We start from the raw sequence: 18785 nt of genomic DNA on the forward strand, positions 1-18785 counted from the left end.
GCCGACAGCGCGTCTTCAGGATCGGATTCTCGACGCCCGTCGTGTCCCCGTTCACCCACTCTGCCCCGATCAAATGAGCACTCCGGTCTGGAGCAGCGTGATGACGACGCCGAGCAACGGAATGGACGCGAGCGTGGTCACGAATACCGTGGCCGAAACGAACTCCGGAAGGGTCACGCCACCGACGGTGGTGTCACCCGCGACTTCGCCGACGAAGATGACCGGGGCCACGGCCGCGGGCATCGCGGTCAGGAGGACGAACACCCGCCCCACCACCGGCTCCTGAAACCCCAGCGTCAGGGCGACGGCGAGCCCGACGAGCGGGGAGACGACGAACCGGAACAGCGTCGGGATCACCGTCATCGAGAGCGCTCCGTAGTACTCCGTCTCCGACAGTTGCACTCCCAGCACCAGGAGCATCACCGGAATCGACGCCTCGCCAACGAGTCCCAGCGTCTCCATCAGCGGTGAGCCAGCCTCCGGGACGACACCCCCGACCCGAGCGAGGACCGTGAGGGCAACCGCATACACCAGCGGGTAGCGGAACACGCGCTTCGTGACGACGTCGCCGCCGTCGTCTCCGGAACCCAGCGCGATGAACAGTCCGAGCGTGAACACCAGCGCCCCGTGGACCGCGGCGAAGAGCACCGCGACCTGCCGTCCGACGTCCCCGTACGCGAAGTCGGCCAGTGGGATCCCCAGCGCGCCGGCGTTTCCGAACGCCGTGACCAACAGGAAGCCGTTCAGGACCGCGCCCTCCTTTCCCGTGAGCACTCCGTAGAGCCAACTCACCGCGAGCACGCCCGCGAGAAACGCGCCGACGCCGACAGTTATTTTCACCAACGCACCGGTTTCGAGGTCGGTGAGCGCGATGCTGTGAATCACGAGCGCGGGGGTCAACACGAACAGCGAAAGCGTGTTCAGCGGGCCGGGATCGATCCCTCGTATGCGGTTCAACAGGAACCCGGCGGTGAGAATCAACAGAATCGGGACGATAGCGGACACAATGGTCCCGAGCGCGGAGGACATACACCGGGTTTCTGACAGCCGAAATAAAATCCCTGTCGGTCCGACGGCCCCCGCTCGTCTCCGTCCGGTGGCCCCCGCTCGTCTGCGTCCGGCGGCCCCTACAGCAGTCCTACCCCGGCGACGGGACTATACTAAAAATATAACACGGGTGAGTCAGAAGTGCCAGTATGGTTATCCTAGCAGCAGTGGACGAATCCGAGCAGGCTGGTGCCGTCCTCAGCGAGGCCGACGCGCTGGCGGCCGCGTTCGACGAACCGATCCACGTTCTGCACGTGATGAACCGATCGGAAGCGATCCAGGTCGAAGAGGACAGCCTCACCCAGACTGACGAGGCCATCCCCGTGGACGATCTCCGTGCCCGGGCCGCAAACGTCGCCGCAGCGGTGGTCGAGGACCATCCCACGGACGCGGAACCCACCGTCGCCGGACGGATCGGCGATCCGGCCGGCGAAATCGTCTCCTACGCTGACGAACACGAGGCTCGATACATCGTCGTCAGTCCGCAACAACGGAGTCAGACCGGGAAGATCCTCTTCGGCAGTGTTGCGCAGTCGGTTCTGTTATCGGCGAATTGTCCCGTCGTCTCGTTGCGCGCCCGCTCCGCTGAGTAGGCTGTGCGGTAGTCGGCCTCCGTATACAGCCCTCAGTGGGCTGTCGGGTCGCCGGACTCGGAGTCGGAACTGCCACCACAGCCGCCGATCCGCGAAGACCGACAGAAGGAATCGATGCGCTGGCCTAGGCCAGGTCCTGCACGTCGTTGATGTTGACTGCCCAGTTGGACTCGGACAGTTCTTCGAGTGCGGGCTGGCCGGCCTCGACGAACGCCCCACGGTCGACGTCCTCGGCCGGAACCACTGTCGTCCCCTCCTCTTCGGCCTGCGCGTAGAGCTCTTCCTCACGGGACTTGATGTCCTCGGTCATCCCCTGGACCGCGTCGGCGGCTGTCGACGTGATGAGTTCGACGTCATCGTCGCTCAGCCCCTGGTAGAACTCCTCGTTGTAGAGGAAGTGTTTCGTGTCCAGAAGGTGGTTCGTGACGCTGAAGTGCGACTGGACTTCGTAGAGACTCACGGCCAGGAACTGCGAAATCGGCCCCTCGGAGGCGTCGACGACGCCGGTCTGGAGTGCGGAGTAGAGTTCGTCGTAGGCGACCGGCGTGACGTCGGCACCGATCTCGTCCCACACCGACGTCCACGTCTCGTACTGCGGCAGGCGGAGTTTGAGTCCCTGCACATCTTCGGGGCTCGTGACGGGCGTGTTGCTGGTGAAACACCGGTTTCCGACGTAGAACGCGTCGCCGAGTCGGATACCGTTTTCCAGTAGGATGCCGTTCAGTCCGTCCTCGGGCTTCAGGAACTCCTCGTTCACCGCGCGGTAGTGCTCCATATCCTCGATGACGAACGGGTCGCCCGCGAAGGAGTACTCCGAGGCGAAGCGCTGGGACAGCGCCGTGGGGCTCTCGTGGAGGATGTCGACGGTCCCGGCCTCGAGCGCGTCGAGGTTGTCTTCGGTCCCACCGAGCGTCGCCGCCTCAAGATTCACCGTGATGCGTCCGTCGGTCTCCGTTTCGATCACGTCGATGAAATGTTCCTGGGCCGCCTGGACCGAAACGTTCTCGGGTGGCTGCGTGGTCGCGAAGGTGATTTCGACCTCTTCAGCGCTGCTCTCGGTGGTCGTAGTGGCACCACTGTCGGTGCTCCCGCTGTCGGTATCCTCACCGCCGCCACCGCCGCCGTTTCCGGAACAGCCGGCGAGTCCCATTCCGACACCGACCGCGATGCCGCCCTTTTTCAATACACTCCGCCGTGTGGTTGGCTTCGAATCACGAGCCATACTGGTACGCGAATCACTAATCAATAATAAAGATTGTGTTAATTGTCTCTGATACTCCGACTATCTCCGGTACTCACGAACCGTTCCGTGTCTGTGGTCGCCTCAACCCCCCCTCGGCTATCTTTGCTCTCGGTCCGATCGACGCAGCCACCCTGATCACAGCCCGGCGTCCTGTCTGGCCGAGTGCGGCAGCGGTTCGCCCTCGATTCCGGCCTCGGTGCACGCGGCGACCATCTCGGCCATCCGGTCCCGCGTTCCGATGCTCGCACTCCCGATGTGTGGCGTCACGACCAACCGCGACGGTGCGTGTCGGAGCAGCGGGTGGTCACCGGGGAGCGGTTCCGGGTCGGTCACGTCCAGTCCGGCGCGGGCGATCCACCCCTCTTCGAGAGCGGTGTCGAGCGCGTCAGTGTCGACGACGCCGCCCCGACTCGTATTGACGAGGATCGAGTCGTCCGGCATCTGCCGGAGTTCCGACGCACCGATCAGCTCCTCGGTCGACTCCACGAGCGGCACGTGCAGGGATACGAAATCGCTCTCGGCGAGCAGTTCTTCGCGGTCGACGTACGTCGCGTCGACCCCGACTTCGGCGAGTTCCGCCTCGCGATCGGGCTTTCGGGACCGACCGCTGTATCGAACCGCCATCCCGAAGCCCGCAGCCCGTCGGGCGGTCGCCGTGCCGATGTTCCCGAGTCCGATGATGCCCAGCGTCGCGCCGTGGACGTCGGGCCCGGTCAGGAGCGTCGGCCCCCACGTCTCCCACTCGTCGGCCTCGACGTACGCGTGGCCCTCTACCGTTCGGCACGCGCACGTCATCAGCAGCGCCCACGCCAGATCTGCGGTCGTCTCGGTTAGCACGCCGGGGGTGTGACCGACGGCCACGTCGCGCTCGATTGCCGCTTCCAGATCGATATGGTCGTAGCCGACGGAGAACGTGCTCACGACGGAGAGGTCCGACGACGCGTCCAGCACGTCGGCGTCGATCGTATCCGAGAGCAGACAGACGAGTCCGTCGGCGTCGAGGTCTGCGAGCCGTCTCTCGATGTGTGCCTTCGACGGTGGAAGTTTCTCGTCTCGGACGACCACCTCGTAGCGGTCGCGGAGCCGTGCGAGTCCGGCCTCGGGTACCTTCCGGGTCACGTAGACGGTCGGGGTGGCTGTCATTGCTTTCCGATGGACGTTCGCTGATGAAATCGTTTGGTGTCGAGCGTCGATCAGTAGCTTAATGTGCGCGATCGATCTCTTCGGACGTATGCACACGATCGAGCCCGATGTCGAGCGACCGGACCGCGACGTCGTCGCCGCGTTCGAGGAGATCCCGAGCACCATCGTCTCCGACGTGACGGGCAACGTGGGACGAACGATGGACGCCGATCTGTCACCGGCCTCCGACGGCGTCGATCTGGCCGGGACCGCAGTCACGGTCACGGCCGCGCCCGGAGACAACCTCATCATCCACAAGGCGATCACGATGGCAAGCCCCGGAGACGTGCTCGTCATCGACTGTGACGGCTACACCGGCGTCGGCCACGTCGGGGAACTGATGTGTGAGTCCTGTCGGGCCAACGACCTCGCGGGGCTCGTCATCGACGGCGGATACCGCGACAGCCGGGAGATCGCCGAGATGGACTTTCCCGTCTACGGCCGGGGCGTGAATCCACAGGGGCCCCTCAAGCAGGACCCGGGCTCGGTGAACGTCACGGTGTCCTGCGGCGGCGTGAGCGTCGACCCTGGCGACGTTGTCGTGGGGGACGACGACGGCGTTGCGGTCGTCCCCGGCGAGGACGCGCAGGACGTCCTCGAACTCGCACGCGCGAAACTCGAGTCCGAGGAGGAGACCCGCGAGGAGATCCAGGACGGCACGTATCTCTTCGAGCGCAACGGATACGACGAACTGTTCGAGGACTTAGACGTCGTCGGCCCCGAAGACTCGATCCAGTAAGACTCCCAGCGCTGGTCAGCCACACACGCCGGATGCCACCCGGCGGGCGGTTTCGCTTGAGAAGGCCTACGGCCAGCGGCGAACGCCCACGGCCGATTCAATATCGTTGTAATTCCCCACAGGGCTTAAGAAGGCCCGCACGAAGCAGTACGTATGGCCAACCCGGATGAATCGAACGCTCGCGGGCTACAGAGCGTGGAACGGTCTTTCGAGATTATCGAATACTTACGCAGTGGAGGCGGCGCGACGCTCTCTGAGGCGGCCGACGACCTCGGGATGGCGGTGAGCACCGCCCACATTCACCTCACGACGCTCGTCGACACCGGGTACGTCGTGAAAGACGACGATGTCTACCGCTGTGGGTTCGAGTTCCTCCAGACGGGCGGGCAGCGCCGTGACGGACTGGCGCTGTATCAGGCGGCGAAGCCCGAACTCGACGAACTGCGCGACGAGACCGGCGAGCACACGAACGTTACCGTCGAAGAGCGTGGCTACTCGGTCCAGCTATACAAATCGGAGAACCCCCATTCGATCGACGACGACGCGTCGCTGGGCGATCACTTTTATCTCCATCTGACGGCGACGGGGAAGGCGATTCTCGCGGAACTACCCGACGAACGCGTCGCGGAGATCCTCGATCAGCGTGGGATGCCGGCACTGACTGACGAGACGATCACCGACGAGGATGTCCTCTACGACGAACTGGCGGCCATCCGCGACCGAGGCTATTCGATCAACAACGGCGAGCACTTCCCGGGGGTCTGTGCGATCGGTACGGCAATCGCGTCCGACCCCGACGGAGCCATCGGCGCGATCTCCATCAGCGGCCCGCGGAGCCGAATCACCACCGAGCGTATCGAAGACGAACTCGCGCCCGCACTGCTGAACAAGAAGAACATCATCGAGTTGAAAATCCGGCAGTTCGAGTGACGAGACCGACCCCGGCCGGAGTTCGGCCGTCGGATGCGCCCTGATCGGTCGTTACTCCGGCGGGCTGTCCCACTCCCCGCCGTTGTCCTGGGGATCGTATCCGAGAACGGCCTTGGCGTGTTCGATCCCGAACCACCGAGCGTCGTTGCCGCTGACCGCGTAGAACGTGTCGTAGGTGACGTCCTCGTCTTCCAGACAGCACTCCAGCAGCTGGGCGAAGTCGCGCTGGGACGTCCACGACGCCTTCAGGCGTTGGACCATCTCCTGGTACTCGTCGCTGCCGCGCTCCCAGGATCCAGTCTGGGACTGATCCCACACCTCGTCGTCGTCGACCGCGTGTTCGGTTCCCCGGTCGACGCCGCGCTCGGCGTCGCCGTAGGGGTGGTCGTACTCGGCGGTTCGAACGCTCGAGATCCGGAGCGAGTACACCTGATTGGGTGCGCCCGCCCGGCGGGCGTGGGTCCGACAGATGTGCTCGCCGAACATCTTCGAGGCACCGTAGTAGCCGTCTGGCTTCGGGAGTGTTTCGTGGGTGAGGCGGAACGGATCGTGCGCACTCGGATAGTCTTCCTCGTAGAGCTCCGGCGCGTGATCCTCCTCGTAGAGCCCCATCACCCGCTGGGAGGAGGCGTAGATGAGTTTCTCGACGCCGGCGTCTTCCATCGCTTTGAGCACGTTATACGTCCCGACGATGTTCGGTTCGATGATGTCTGTGAAGTCTGCACCGGCATCGGACTGTGCCGCAAGGTGAATGACGGCGTCCTGTCCCTCGAACGCCGGTCTGATCGCTTCGTAATCGGCGATGTCCGCGACGTGCGTCTCGTACTCGGGGTGGTCACTCCTGTTCAGATACGTGAACTCGTACTCGTCTCGGTCCGCGAGGTGGTTCAGGATCGCCTCTCCTGCCTCTCCGAACGGACCCGTCACAAGAACGTTCTGGGCTGCCATCTATGAGAGGTAATCCACGATACTACTATTTAAATTTACGCAGTTGTCGGCACGCCACACAGCTCGCTCCGGGATTCCGCGGGGCGATTCCACCATCGTTGAAACTCTGGGTGGCCGCCCGACAATAATTATAACAGGTGTACGAAAGTTATTCGAAACATCTAGGCCCCATCGATGACCGCAACTGGCCTTCGCACAGCGTTTCAATATGATGAAAACTCACGGTGGGTGCTGCGTTTCACCCGGGGTACCGACCAGCGAACGACAGTCCTCGGTCAGGTGTGCGATAGCCGCGAGCTCGGACTCGTGTGGGATCCGTCGATCCCGCCTCGGCGATATAGTGCACGCCCAACCCCAGTACTATCAGAACTATGAGATAATACTCAATAGTAAGATTTCGTATATAACACAATACCCCAGTTTGAGGAGAATATCGGTGAATAGACGCTCAAAACAATTTCTAAGAACAGTACAAAATAAAATATAAGATACTAGTGTATACAATAAGATTATAATTTCAATACCCTTGGCGGAGCTATTGTAAGGTGTGTGTCACTCCGATCCATCCCAAAAGGCATTTATCGGTCGTAATTAGATGTAATTACACGATGTCAGACGAGTTCCCCGACTATCTGGACGTCGACTACACCGACGGCGACGGCGAGTCGCCGGCGGACTACCCGACGATCGAAGACAAGATCGAGAAGGCGATCGACGTGACCAAGCGTGGCCTCGAAGAGTACCGGAACCCCGCCGTAATGTGGACCGGTGGCAAGGACTCGACGCTCACGCTGTATTTCATCAAGGAAGTCGCCGAGAAGTACGATCTTGAGACGCCCACGGCGGTGTTCATCGACCACTTCCAGCACTTCGACGAGATCCACGACTTCGTCGATCACTGGGCCGAAGAGTGGGACCTCGACGTCGTCTACGCCCGCAACGAGGACGTCGGCGCGTACGTCGACGAACACGACCTCGAGCCCGGCGACGACATCCCGGTCGCGGAACTCTCAGAGCACAACCAGCACCACATCCGCAACCTCCTCGAGTACGAGGAAGACACCTTCCCGTTCCTGCTCGACACCTACGTCGGCAACCACCTGCTGAAGACGGTGGCACTCAACGACGTCCTCGAGTCTATGAACATCGACGGCGTCATCTCCGGCGTGCGCTGGGACGAACAGGAAGCCCGCGCCGACGAGACGTTCTTCTCGCCGCGGCACGACCCCGACATCTACCCGCCGCACGACCGCGTTCAACCCATCCTCCAGTTCGACGAGTCGTCCGTCTGGGACGCCTTCTGGCACTTCGTCGTGCCCGAGACGGTCGAGGGCTACCCCGACGATGGCTACGTCCCCCAGAGCGACGACGACCTGCCGAACGGGCTCACGATGGCCGACATTCCCGTCTCGCCGAAGTACTTCGCCGGCTTCCGCTCGCTCGGTAGTGAAGTCTCAACCGACAAGACGACCGAGGAGCCCGCCTGGTTGCAGGATATGGAGAATACGACCGAGCGCGCGGGTCGCGCCCAGGACAAAGAGGACCTGATGGAACGACTCCGCGACCTCGGCTATATGTAATCGCGGCGCGACTGCCCTTCGCTTTTCACTGCACGGGCGCGTCTGACTCGACGTCGACGCGCTCGTGAATCGGCCCTTCTCGTTCTCTGAGGTGTCGCGGGTCCCTGCCGTTCGACACCGCCAGCACCTCGCCGACGATGCTGTGGGCGATCTGGTACGGCGATCCGCCGCCCAGATCGAGGCCGACGGGGGTGTACAGCGACGCCAGCGCGTCGTCGTCGAACCCCTCGTCGAATCCGTCGCGGAGTTGTTCGAAGCGTTCGCGCGGTCCCATCAGACCGACGTACGGGATCCCGGCGTCGAGGAGCGCCTCGACGGTCAACTGATCGTCGACGAAGTTGTGCGTCATCACGACCGCGTACGTGTCCTGATCGAGCGACAGTTCCTCGCCCACGGCGGCCGGTGCGGTCGTCACGATCCGGTCGGCGGCGGGGAAGCGGGATTCGAGATCCACCGCCCCGCGGAACCCGACCACGGTGACTCTGAAATCGTTCTTGGCCGCGAACTCCGTGACGGGGCCGACGTCATGGCCGGTCCCGAACACCACGAGTTCGGACGGCGCAGAGAGGCCGTCGACAAACACCGTCAGTTCGGTGCCGTCGACTTCGACCGAGATGGTTCCGGCCGTGCCGTCGGCCGCCAGCTCACCCGCCGGTCCCGCAATCCCGGCCGGCCAGTCGGCCGCGGGCGCTCCCTCCGGGGTGCGCAGTTCGTCGGCTGCGGGGTGGTAGTACGCGCGATCGCCCTGTTCGAACGCCGAGTCACCGCCGTCGAGGACCGTCGCGATCCCCACGTCACGGCCGTCGGCGAACGCCTCGACCGCCGAGCGGTAGGTATCGGTCAGGGGTTCGACGAGGACTTCGATCACGCCGTTACAGCCGACGCCGAGGCCCCACACGTCCGCTTCGTCGTCTTCCATCAGGTCGTAGGTGACGAGCTGTGGACGCCCGGTCTCGCGGACCTCCGCCCCGACGGTGACGAGTTCGTCCTCGAGGCAGCCAGCGGTGATACTGCCGACGCCGGCACCGTCCTCGTCGAGGAGCATCTTCGCACCCGGTCGTCGGTAGGCGTTCCCCTCGACGTCGACGATCGTGGCGAGGGCGTCGGTGCCGTCGCCATCGAGTCGGTCGTGGATGCGCTGTACTACCTCCGTCTCTGGAACACTCCAGTTTCGCTGTGTCATAGGTCGTATCTCCCTCCGTCGGTCGTCTCTGTCGTATTCGTCGTCTCCAGCTGGACGCCTGCGGGCTGCGACGCGGCCACGTACACCTTCTCGACGCCGTTGTCGTGCAGGTCGGTCCCGCACGCCCCGTCGGACACGCCCGCTCGGACACTCGCGACGTCGCTTACCGACGCACCGGCGACGACGTCGACGCCCGCATCGAACAGCGGTTCGGGCAGGAACGACGCCGTCGCGCCGATCACCACGACGGTCGCTTCGTCCGGGGCCGCGTCGAGATAGCGGTCGACGCCCCCGTAGACGAACGCCGACCCGGTGACGAAGACGACTTCCGCACTCGCCATCGCCGCGTCGGCCGCGTCCGGCGTGAACGTCCGCACGTCGACACCCGGCGGATCCGGCGGCTCCCCGACGGGGTCGCGTTCGACGACCCGCACCTCGACGCCGTCGAACTTCCGGAACGCGGGCCCGAACAGGCCGACCGTCGTGATCCGCTCGACGTCGGGATCGAGGAGGGCCATCGGATCACCCCGACGCCAGTCGATCTGTGACGCCGACAGCGCGTTTGCCGTCGCGATCCCCAACGCGCGGTCGGATCGGATAGACTCGGCCCCGGAGTCGGTCGCCGCAGACAGGAGTGCTGTGACGTCACGGTCCGCCCGTTCCGGCGGATCCCCGGGCGGCCTGTGTGCGAGTCCGGCCGCTGTCGCCCCGTCGCCCTCGCGCAGTTCCACGAGCATCGCACGAGGACCGATCGTGATCTCCTCGAGGGCGGCCGTCTCGGCGCGGCCCGCACTTCGGAGTCGATCGATCGCCGCCCGCAGGACCTCGCTCATTCTGTCCCTCCCGCGCGGCCGCCGCTCAGCCGCGCGTCGAACTCGTAGCCGACGCGACGGCCGAGCCCGCGCTGTTCGATCTGCCGCGCTGCCTCCGCGAGATCAGCCGGCTCGGCGAAGCCGAACAGGGCGTCGAGATACGGCTCGACCGTCGACATCCCCCGAGAGCGCGGCTCGAACTCCGGCGAGACGGCCAGCGGATTCAGCCAGACGAGGGTGCCCGCGCGCCCGGCGAGCCACGTGATCCCGTCGGCCAGCGTGTCGGGGTCGCCGACGTCGAGCCCGTCGCTGACGACGACCACGACGGTCCGCCGGTCGAGCGCGTGCGGGTGCTGCCGCCGAAGCGTCTCGAACGCCGTTCCGATCTGCGTCCCACCGCCCCACTCGACTTCGGCCTCGCGGAGCGCCGCTGCGGGGTCGCCGTTCGCCCGCTCGAACTGCGGCGTCGCCTCCACGAGGTCGGTGTCGAACAGGAACACGCTCGCCCGCCGTGCGCCCGCGTGGAGGCGTTCAGCGAACGCGAGCAAGACGCTCCGATCGATCGTATCGAGGACCGACCCGCTCACGTCGACCAACAGGCAGCATCGGAGTTCGCTCGGAACCGGCCCGGTGTCGGGCAACTCGATCGGCGCCCCGCCGGTCGCGAGACTCGATCGCAGCGCCCGTCGGGCCGCGATCCGATCGCCCGTCTCCGATCGGCGGCGGCGGCGGCCGGGGACCGTCGAAAGCGCGTCGACGAACCGGTTGATCGCGTCGATCTCGGTCCGACCCAACTGCGCCGTCTCGGCATCGATCCGTTGCCGGCTCCCGACCGCGCTGAACCGCCTCGCGTCGTCGTCGCCCGTCTCCGCCGGGCGATCACCGGTCACGTGCCGCCGCTCGGTCGGGATACGGACGTCCACGTCCCCGCCGTCAGATCCGTCCAGTTCCGGCGGGGACGCGTCTTCCAGCACACCCGGGTCGTCGGCCGGCGTCGCCGTGTCCGGACCGTCCGGCGAGTCCTCGTCGGCATCGCCGGCTGTCGGCCCGTCGTGGTCCGCGCCGACGGCGCTGAGCCCGGAACGGAGCCGGTGCCAGAAGGTGTCGAACGCCGACTCGAACACCGTCTCGTCGGCGGTCGCTGACAACAGGGTTGCGCGCAGCGCGTCCTCGACGCGCCGGCGGTCGTTTAGACCCATAACGGCGAGCGATCTGGCAGCGTCGAGCGACCCGCTGGTCGGCACGTCCACGCCCTCGCTACGGAGTTGTGCGGTGAACCGGAGGAGTTCGATCAGGACGTGCCGGCGCGCCGCGCGGAAGTCTGGGACCTCGTCGGCCCCATCGAGCGGTTCAGTCCGGGGCTCGCCGCCGTCCGCTGTCGGGTCCTCCGGTCCGGGCATACCCATCAGGCCTCGATACGCTCGTCGGCGGCCGATGCGGCCGCTTGTAGGTTTTCGAGCAGTTCGGTGTCGATCCGATCGAGATCCTCGGCCTCCTTGAGCAGGCAGCCGAGCGTCCGCTCGATCTCGTCCGTCGACAGCGGCCGGGCCTCCTCGCCACGCCGGAGTTGTGCGACCGCTCGCGCCCAGTCGAGCGTCTCCGCGACGCCCGGCTGTTTGAGGAACGCCTCCTCGCGCAGTCGGTCGACGACGGCGCAGACCTCCGCAGCCACCGCGACGTCGAGTTCCGGGACTTTCCGGCGGACGATCTCGAACTCGTTCTGGAACGACGGCGGCTCGACGTGGAGATACAGACACCGGCGCTTCAGCGCGTCGGAGAGCCCGCGGGTCCGATTCGAGGTGAGTACCACCACCGGCGGTTGCTCGGCGCTGACGGTTCCGTACTCGGGGATCGACACCTGGAAGTCCGAGAGCAACTCCAAGAGGAACGCCTCGAACTCCTCGTCGGCGCGGTCGATCTCGTCGACGAGCAGCACCGGCGGCGTGTCGCCTCCGGCGGTGAGCGCTCGGAGTAGCGGTCGCTCGAGGAGGAACTCCTCGCCGAAGACCGACCCGCGGTTCGCGCTGTCGTTCGGCGCCACCGCCGCGTCTCCCGCGACGGTCCCCTCGTCGGCCTGCACGGCCAGCAGCTGTTTCGTGTAGTTCCACTCGTAGAGCGCGTTCTCGGCTGTCAGGCCCTCGTAGCACTGCAGCCGAATCAGCTCCGTCTCGAATGCGCTCGCTAAGACTTTCCCGAGTTCGGTCTTCCCGCTCCCGGGTGGTCCTTCGACCAACAGCGGGCGGCCGAGCGTCAGCGCGAGTTGGACCGTCGTGACCGTGCGGTCGTCTGCGACGTACTCGGCCGCCTCGAACCGCTCTTCGAGGTCGCTTTCGGTCACCGATGCGAAGGCCTGTCGGGTCATGCTGAGGCCGTCTCCTCCGCATCGAGATACGAGGCGGGGTCGTCGCGGAACGACGCCGCGCAGTTCTCACAACAGAAGTAGTACGTCTCCCCGTCGTGGTCGACCGACGGCGCGGTCTCCGGGTCCGCGGACATCCCACAGACGGGATCGGTCGCGAGGTCGTCGGTCTCGGAGTCGGACGCGGACTCGTCGTGGCCGGCTTCGGCCGCGGGCTCGGACGCATCCCCCGTGTCGGTGTCCGCCTCGCTGTCGGAGTGGTCGGTCCCGACACTCGCACCGAGGACGCCGGTGTTCGCCCGCGCGTCGACGATCTCGGCGAGGATGGCCGTCGCGATTTCGGCTGGCGTCCGCGCTTCAATGTCGACGCCAGCCGGGTTCGTGACGGCGGCGCGTACCTCTTCGGCGTCCCCGTCGAGGAGCGTCGCCGCGCGATCGATCACTTCGTCGCTCCGCTTGTCGCTGGCGACGAGACCGACGTAGGGGGCCTCGGCGCTGACGCCGGCGGCGACGCCGCGGGCGTCGTACTGCCCCATCGACGTGACCACGACGAGCGGTGCGTGCCCGATCGCTTCGACGATCCCTTCAGGCTTCGTCGTCGTCACCGTCTTCGCGTCGCCGTAGTCGCCGCCCTCCGGGTCGACGACGGTCACGTCGACCGACAGTTCGGGCGCTAAGCGCGAGAGCGACTGGGCGACCGGCGAACTGCCAACGATCAGCAGGTCCGGCGTCGGATTCACCGGCTCGATGAACAGTTCGAGCACGCCCTCGCTGTGGCAGTGCATCGGGAAGGCTTCGAGCCCCGGCCGATCGACGGTCTCCGGGTCGGGCGCGATCCCGACCAGTCGCGGCTCGCCGGATTCTAAGGCCGCCTGCGCCTCACTCGTCGCTGTGGTCTGTGCGCAGGCCGCCCCGCCGATCCAGCCGGTGAGGTCGCCGTCGGCCGTGACGACCGCGCGATCGCCGACGTTCGCCGACACCGGCGGCTCCCGGCGGACGACGGTCACTCTGGCGTACGCTTCGCCTCGCTCGGTGAGTGCTCGTTCTAGCGCGGCGACGTCGCCGTCGGCCGCATCCGCTCGGTGCGGCGGTTCGTCCCCGCTCGTCTCGCTGTCGTGTCCTGTCATCTCTCGGTGGAAGCGGCGGTGTGCGCCCGGGTGGGGCGCTCGCCCGGAATCGGCTGCGGTCGTCTCGGCGGCCGGTCCCGGGCGATCCGCGGACCGCCGGTCGTCGTTCGGTGCCTCACGCGTCGGTCAGTCGTCTGCCGGTTCCTCGCTCGCGCCGTCGTCGAACTCGAAGCTGACGTTCTCGCTCGGGCTGATCGAGAGGCCGACCTCGTCGAGTTCTTCCCAGACCGTGTCCGGGGTCATCGGCATCTCGACGTGAGAGGTCCCCGCGTGGGACATCGCGTCCACGACCGCGTTGACGATCGCCGGCGGCGACCCGACCGTCGGCGACTCGCCGACGCCCTTCGCGCCGATCGGGTGGTGCGGCGACGGCGTGACGGTGTGGCCCGTCTCGAAGTTCGGAATCTCGTTCGCGGTGGGGAGCAGGTAGTTCATGAAGTCCCCGCCGGTGACGTTGCCGTTGTCGTCGTAGGTGACGTGTTCGAGCATCGCGGTGCCGATCCCCTGCGCGAGACCGCCGTGGATCTGCCCTTCGATGATCATCGGATTGATGCGGTTACCGCAGTCGTCGACCGCGACGAACTTCTCAAAGTCGACCTCGCCGGTCTCCCTGTCGACCTCGACGACGACGATGTAGGAGCCGAACGGATACGTCATCTCCGGCGGGTCGTAGTAGTTCACGGCCTCCAGTCCGGGCTCTTCGTTGCCCGGGGAGTTCATGTACGCCCCGGCGGCGATCTCGGTGATCGTGATCGAGCGGTCGGGTGCGCCAGCGACGTGGAACTCGCCGGATTCGCGGTCCCACTCGATGTCTTCTTCGGCCGCTTCGAGTTCGTTGGCCGCGATCGACTTCGCCTTGTCGCGCACCTTGCGCGCGGCGACGGCCGCGGCCGCGCCAGCGACGGGCGTCGAACGGGAGCCGTACGTGCCGAGCCCGTACGGTTCGGTGTCGGTGTCGCCGTGTTCGACGGTGATGTCGTCGACGTCCATCCCCAGTTCCTCGGCGACGATCTGTGCGAAGGTCGTCTCGTGACCCTGCCCCTGCGTCTGGACGCCGATCCGGAGGACCGCGTTTCCGGTCGGGTTCACGCGGAGGTCCGCCGAGTCGAACATCTCGATGCCGGCGATGTCGCACTGCTTGCCGGGACCGGCCCCGACGACTTCCGTGAACGAGGAGATGCCGATGCCGATGAGCTTGTCAGCGTCCTCGGCGATCCGGCGCTGCTGCTCCTCACGGTAGTGCTCGTAGTCGGCCATCTCCAGGGCCTTATCGAGCGCCTTCTCGTAGTCGCCGGAGTCGTAGTTCCACCCGGTCGCGCTCTCGTAGGGGAACGCGTCCGAGGGGATGAAGTTCCGCCGTCGGATCTCCGCCGGATCCACGTCGAGTTCGTCGGCGAGTACCTTCACCATCCGCTCGATGAGGTACACCGCCTCCGTCACCCGGAACGAACACCGGTAGGCGACGCCGCCCGGCGCGGTGTTGGTGAAGGCGCCGGTCAGTGACCCGTAGGCCGCGTCGACGTCGTAGGACCCGGTGAAGATGTTGAAGAACCCGGCCGGGAACTTCGAGGGCTGGGCCGCGGCGTTGTACGCGCCGTGGTTGGCCAGCACGTCCACCTTCACGCCCTGGATGACGCCGTCCTCGGTGGCGGCGATCTCGCCCGTCATGTCGTAGTCGCGGGCGAAGCCGGTGGTCTGAATGTTCTCCGAGCGCTCTTCGATCCACTTCACGGGCTGCTCCAGGACGTACGAGGCCGCGGCGGCCACGACGTACCCCGGGTAGATCGGCACCTTGTTCCCGAAGCCGCCGCCGACGTCGGGGCTGACGATCCGGACCTTGTGCTCGGGGATGCCCGACACCTGCGAGAACAGCGTCCGGTGGGCGTGCGGCGCCTGCGAGGTCATATGGACCGTCATCTTGTCCTTGCCGGGGTCCCAGTCGGCGACCGCACCGCAGGTCTCGATCGGCGCGGGGTGGAGCCGCTGGTACTCCATCTGCTCTTCGACGGTCACGGCCGCCTCGTCGAACACCTCTTGGGTGGCCTCCTTGTCGCCGGTCTCCCAGTCGAAGATGTGGTTGTCCTCCTGATCGTCGAGTTCGTCGCGGATGAGCGGCGCGTCGTCCTCGAGCGCCTCCTCGGCGTCGACGACCGGTTCGAGGACGTCGTACTCGACTTCGACCTTTTCGGCCGCGTCCTTCGCCGTGTAGCGGTCTTCCGCGATGACGGCGGCGACTTCCTGACTCTGGAACTTGACCTTGTCGTTGACCAGCACGTCCTGGGTGTCGTCCATCAGCGTCGGCATCGTCGCCAGGTCGTGCTCCAGCAGGTCGTCGGCGGTGAGAACGGCGACGACGCCGTCGAGCGCCATCGCGCGGGAGCCGTCGATGTCCTCGATGCGGGCGTGGGCGTGGGGGCTCCGAACGATCTCACAGTGGAGCATTCCCGGTTTCTTGATGTCGTCGACGTAGTTGCCGCGCCCGGTGATGAAGCGCTTGTCCTCCTTTCTGGTCACTTCCTCGCCCATTCCGCCGCGGCCGTGTCCGCAGTGCTTCTCGGGCTGTGGGCCGCCGTCGTCGGCGTGTTGATGCTCCTCGGGTTCGGCCGTGAGATCCGGTTCGCTGCTCATTGGTCTCCTCCGTCTGCGTCGAACTGGGAGTCTGCTCCCTCGATGTGGTCGTAGGTCGATTCAGCCGACGGGCCGCCGCAGCAGTTCTCGACGCCGCAGTCGAACTCCGACGTCGTGTCTCCGTCGAACACGTCCGCCGCGTCCGCGCTGGGTTCGGGACCGTCGGTCGCGCCGCGATCCTCGGCGACGACCCCGCCGTCGGCGGCCGCCTTCTCTTCGAGTTCTTCGGCGGCGTACTCGATGGAGCTCACGATGTTCTGATACCCCGTGCACCGACAGAGGTTGCCGCTGATCGCGTCGCGGATCTCCGGTTCCTCGGGATCGGGATTCTCGTCTAAGAGTGCCTTGCCCGCCATCAGCATCCCGGGCGTGCAGTAGCCACACTGGAGACCGTGTTCCTCTTTGAAGCCCTCCTGCAGGGGGTGGAGTTCCGGTCCGGCCTCGGGGAGATCCTCCATCCCCTCGACGGTGAGGATCTCGCTCCCGTCGGCCTGCGTGGCGAACATCATACAGGACTTGATCGGCTCGCCGTCCCGCAGGACCGTACAGGCCCCGCAGTTGCCGGTGTCGCAGCCGATGTGCGTGCCCGTCATGTCCAGATCCTCGCGGATCGCGTGGACGAGCAGTCGTCGCGGTTCGACCTCGATGGTGTGTTCGGTGCCGTTGACAGTCAGCGTGATTTCTCGTTCGTCAGTCACGGTGTTACCCTCCGTTTGACGACCCCGGCGCGTTCGGCGGCGTCACCGAGCGCGCGCTGGGTCAGTACGTCGATCATCCGCTCTTTGTACGAAGCGTCGCCGTGTTCGTCGGATTCGGGGTTCGATTCCTCGGCGGCGAGTTCGCCGGCCGCCTCGAAGAGGTCGGCGCTGGGGCGCTCGCCTTCGAGATGCGCTTCGGCCTCCCGAGCGCGCGCGTTCGTGATGTCCACGGCGGTCATCCCGATGCCCGCGTCCGTAATCCGCCCGTCGTCGTCGAGGACGAGGCGCGCCGCGACGCCAGCCATCGCGTAGTCGCCGGTCTTGCGCTTCAGCTTGTGGTAGGCGCTGCCCTCTCCCGCTTCGGGGACGGGGACTCGCGCCTCGGTGACGAGTTCGTTCTCGCCGAGCGAGGTGTCGTACGGCAGCAAGAACAGTTCGTCCGCCGGAATGACCCGTTCGCCGTCCGGGCCCTGTGCGACGACCTCGCCGTCGTGGGCGAGCAGGACCGATCCCCAGTCGCCCTTGGGGTCGGCCTGTGCGATCGAGCCGACGATCGTGCCGCGGTTCCGGATCTGCGGGTCCGCGACGAGTGGGGCCGTGTCGGCGAAACTGCCGTACTTCTCGTCGATGAGGTCTGAATCTTCCACGTCGGCGTGGCGTGCGAGCGCGCCGAGTTTGAGGTAGCCGTCCTCCTCGTGGAGGTAATCCAGGGAGTCGATGCCGTTGATGTCGACGACGGTGTCGGGGCGGGCGAGCCGGAACCGTAGCATCGGCACAAGGCTCTGTCCGCCGGCCAGGATGGTCGGGCTGTCGAGGCTCTCGAGGAGGCTCACCGCCTTGTCCACCGTCGTCGGTTCGTGGTGTTCGAACGCTGCTGCTTTCATAGCATGTTCCGGAGTCTGTCGGTGACGCCGCTGTTCGTCTCCTCGTCGACGTCGGACATCTGCTTCTCGATGCTTCCGAAGAAGTTGTTCACGATCTTGTTCGCGACCGGATTGATGACCCGCGAGCCGAGCTGCGCGATGCGGCCCGACACGTCGGCTTCGGTCCACCACTCGATCCGCGCCCCGTCGCCGTCATCGAGTTCGTGGATCCGCATCCCGGAGTTCATACTGAAACTGCTGCCCGAGGCGTCACCGCCGCCCGAGGCGAGCATCTCGAACTCCTCGTCGTCGCGGTCGTCGATGGTGACCGTCGTCTCGAAGCGCGGCTTGACGCTCCCGACACCGACCTGCATCAGGGCGGCGTACTTCTGCCCCGCGACGAACGCGCGGTCGGCGACGGTGTCCGGATCCGCCTCCGGAAGCATCTCGACGTCTTCTTTGGCCTCGTACTCGTCGAAATTGAAGTCCTCACCCATCGGGGTAATGTACTGACACCCCTTCAGGGAGTCGCGGACCGCCATCGGGTCCGACAGGACGATCCAGGCTTTTTCGGGCGGTACTCCGTCTAACTCGAATTCTCCTTCAAATTCCATGGTCTTACAGTATCGCTGACTCGGATCGGCCGTGGATTCGCGCCATCATCTTTTAAGTACCCTCACTATGTGCACACTATTAGCACGATCGATGATATCATACAGAACCCAAATAAAGGTTTGCGTTCCTCGCCGCGGGGGCGAGCAGACCGAGCAGTTACGTTCGGCACCGACCGGTACCGGCGACAGTTACACGGATCAGGTGGAGCGACAGCGTGCCGACGGATCGAAGCGCCTCC

17 protein-coding genes are annotated in these 18785 nt (G+C 65.7%); 4 read left to right on the forward strand and 13 right to left on the reverse strand.

Annotation, left to right across the window (positions count from 1 at the left end; all coding sequences use genetic code 11):
- Window positions 1-69: 69 nt before the first annotated feature.
- A complete protein-coding gene (locus BLU74_RS11865; protein ID WP_089767497.1) occupies window positions 70-1029 on the reverse strand; it encodes an AEC family transporter in 960 nt (319 codons plus the stop codon).
- Window positions 1030-1196: 167 nt separating this feature from the next.
- Between BLU74_RS11865 and BLU74_RS11870 the strand changes: the two genes are divergently transcribed.
- The gene (locus tag BLU74_RS11870; RefSeq protein ID WP_089767498.1) at window positions 1197-1640 is read left to right on the forward strand and encodes a universal stress protein; all 444 of its coding nucleotides are present in this window, start codon (window positions 1197-1199) and stop codon (window positions 1638-1640) included.
- Between the two features lie 124 nt (window positions 1641-1764).
- On the opposite strand, the gene BLU74_RS11875 is transcribed toward BLU74_RS11870, so the two are convergent.
- Together BLU74_RS11875 and BLU74_RS11880 are read right to left on the reverse strand one after the other, a co-directional pair.
- A complete protein-coding gene (locus BLU74_RS11875; RefSeq protein ID WP_089767499.1) occupies window positions 1765-2862 on the reverse strand; it encodes a TRAP transporter substrate-binding protein in 1098 nt (365 codons plus the stop codon).
- A 156-nt stretch (window positions 2863-3018) separates the two neighbouring features.
- The gene (locus BLU74_RS11880) at window positions 3019-4026 is read right to left on the reverse strand and encodes a 2-hydroxyacid dehydrogenase (RefSeq protein ID WP_089767500.1); all 1008 of its coding nucleotides are present in this window, start codon (window positions 4024-4026) and stop codon (window positions 3019-3021) included.
- Between the two features lie 88 nt (window positions 4027-4114).
- Here BLU74_RS11880 and BLU74_RS11885 point away from each other — a divergent pair, with 88 nt between their 5' ends.
- Together BLU74_RS11885 and BLU74_RS11890 are read left to right on the forward strand one after the other, a co-directional pair.
- Window positions 4115-4804 carry a 4-carboxy-4-hydroxy-2-oxoadipate aldolase/oxaloacetate decarboxylase gene (locus BLU74_RS11885; RefSeq protein ID WP_089767814.1) on the forward strand — a complete coding sequence of 230 codons (690 nt, stop codon included), beginning with the start codon at window positions 4115-4117 and terminating at the stop codon, window positions 4802-4804.
- Window positions 4805-4957: 153 nt separating this feature from the next.
- Window positions 4958-5734 carry an IclR family transcriptional regulator gene (locus BLU74_RS11890; protein ID WP_089767501.1) on the forward strand — a complete coding sequence of 259 codons (777 nt, stop codon included), beginning with the start codon at window positions 4958-4960 and terminating at the stop codon, window positions 5732-5734.
- A gap of 51 nt (window positions 5735-5785) precedes the next feature.
- Here BLU74_RS11890 and BLU74_RS11895 read toward each other — a convergent pair whose 3' ends face one another.
- Window positions 5786-6682: an NAD-dependent epimerase/dehydratase family protein gene (locus BLU74_RS11895; RefSeq protein ID WP_089767502.1), complete on the reverse strand. Its 897-nt coding sequence runs from the start codon at window positions 6680-6682 to the stop codon at window positions 5786-5788.
- Between the two features lie 608 nt (window positions 6683-7290).
- On the opposite strand from BLU74_RS11895, the gene BLU74_RS11900 reads away from it, so the two are divergent.
- A complete protein-coding gene (locus BLU74_RS11900) occupies window positions 7291-8262 on the forward strand; it encodes a phosphoadenosine phosphosulfate reductase family protein (RefSeq protein WP_089767503.1) in 972 nt (323 codons plus the stop codon).
- 25 nt (window positions 8263-8287) lie between these two features.
- Here BLU74_RS11900 and BLU74_RS11905 read toward each other — a convergent pair whose 3' ends face one another.
- The 9 genes from BLU74_RS11905 to BLU74_RS11945 form a co-directional block, all read right to left on the reverse strand.
- On the reverse strand, window positions 8288-9445 hold the full coding sequence (locus BLU74_RS11905) for an XdhC family protein (RefSeq protein ID WP_089767504.1): 1158 nt from the start codon (window positions 9443-9445) through the stop codon (window positions 8288-8290).
- Complete coding sequence (locus BLU74_RS11910) at window positions 9442-10278, reverse strand: Rossmann-like domain-containing protein (protein WP_089767505.1); 837 nt, start codon at window positions 10276-10278, stop codon at window positions 9442-9444. The genes BLU74_RS11905 and BLU74_RS11910 overlap by 4 nt, the downstream gene beginning before the upstream one ends.
- Complete coding sequence (locus BLU74_RS11915; protein WP_217635370.1) at window positions 10275-11657, reverse strand: VWA domain-containing protein; 1383 nt, start codon at window positions 11655-11657, stop codon at window positions 10275-10277. The genes BLU74_RS11910 and BLU74_RS11915 overlap by 4 nt, the downstream gene beginning before the upstream one ends.
- Before the next feature lie 5 nt (window positions 11658-11662).
- Window positions 11663-12619 (reverse strand): AAA family ATPase, encoded by a 957-nt coding sequence (locus tag BLU74_RS11920; protein WP_089767507.1) that lies wholly within the window; start codon window positions 12617-12619, stop codon window positions 11663-11665.
- Window positions 12616-13743: an XdhC family protein gene (locus tag BLU74_RS11925; protein ID WP_089767508.1), complete on the reverse strand. Its 1128-nt coding sequence runs from the start codon at window positions 13741-13743 to the stop codon at window positions 12616-12618. Before BLU74_RS11925 ends, BLU74_RS11920 begins: the two co-directional genes overlap by 4 nt.
- 126 nt (window positions 13744-13869) lie before the next feature.
- The gene (locus tag BLU74_RS11930) at window positions 13870-16371 is read right to left on the reverse strand and encodes an aerobic carbon-monoxide dehydrogenase large subunit (protein WP_089767509.1); all 2502 of its coding nucleotides are present in this window, start codon (window positions 16369-16371) and stop codon (window positions 13870-13872) included.
- Entirely contained in the window at window positions 16368-17069 is a 702-nt protein-coding gene (locus BLU74_RS11935; protein ID WP_089767510.1) for a (2Fe-2S)-binding protein, read from the reverse strand. The genes BLU74_RS11930 and BLU74_RS11935 overlap by 4 nt, the downstream gene beginning before the upstream one ends.
- Entirely contained in the window at window positions 17066-17953 is an 888-nt protein-coding gene (locus tag BLU74_RS11940) for an FAD binding domain-containing protein (protein ID WP_089767511.1), read from the reverse strand. Before BLU74_RS11940 ends, BLU74_RS11935 begins: the two co-directional genes overlap by 4 nt.
- Window positions 17950-18546 carry an SRPBCC family protein gene (locus BLU74_RS11945; protein ID WP_089767512.1) on the reverse strand — a complete coding sequence of 199 codons (597 nt, stop codon included), beginning with the start codon at window positions 18544-18546 and terminating at the stop codon, window positions 17950-17952. The genes BLU74_RS11940 and BLU74_RS11945 overlap by 4 nt, the downstream gene beginning before the upstream one ends.
- Window positions 18547-18785 lie beyond the last annotated feature (239 nt).

Origin of the sequence: Halobellus clavatus, from assembly GCF_900107195.1 — an archaeon.
Taxonomy (GTDB): Archaea; Halobacteriota; Halobacteria; order Halobacteriales; family Haloferacaceae; genus Haloquadratum; species Haloquadratum clavatum.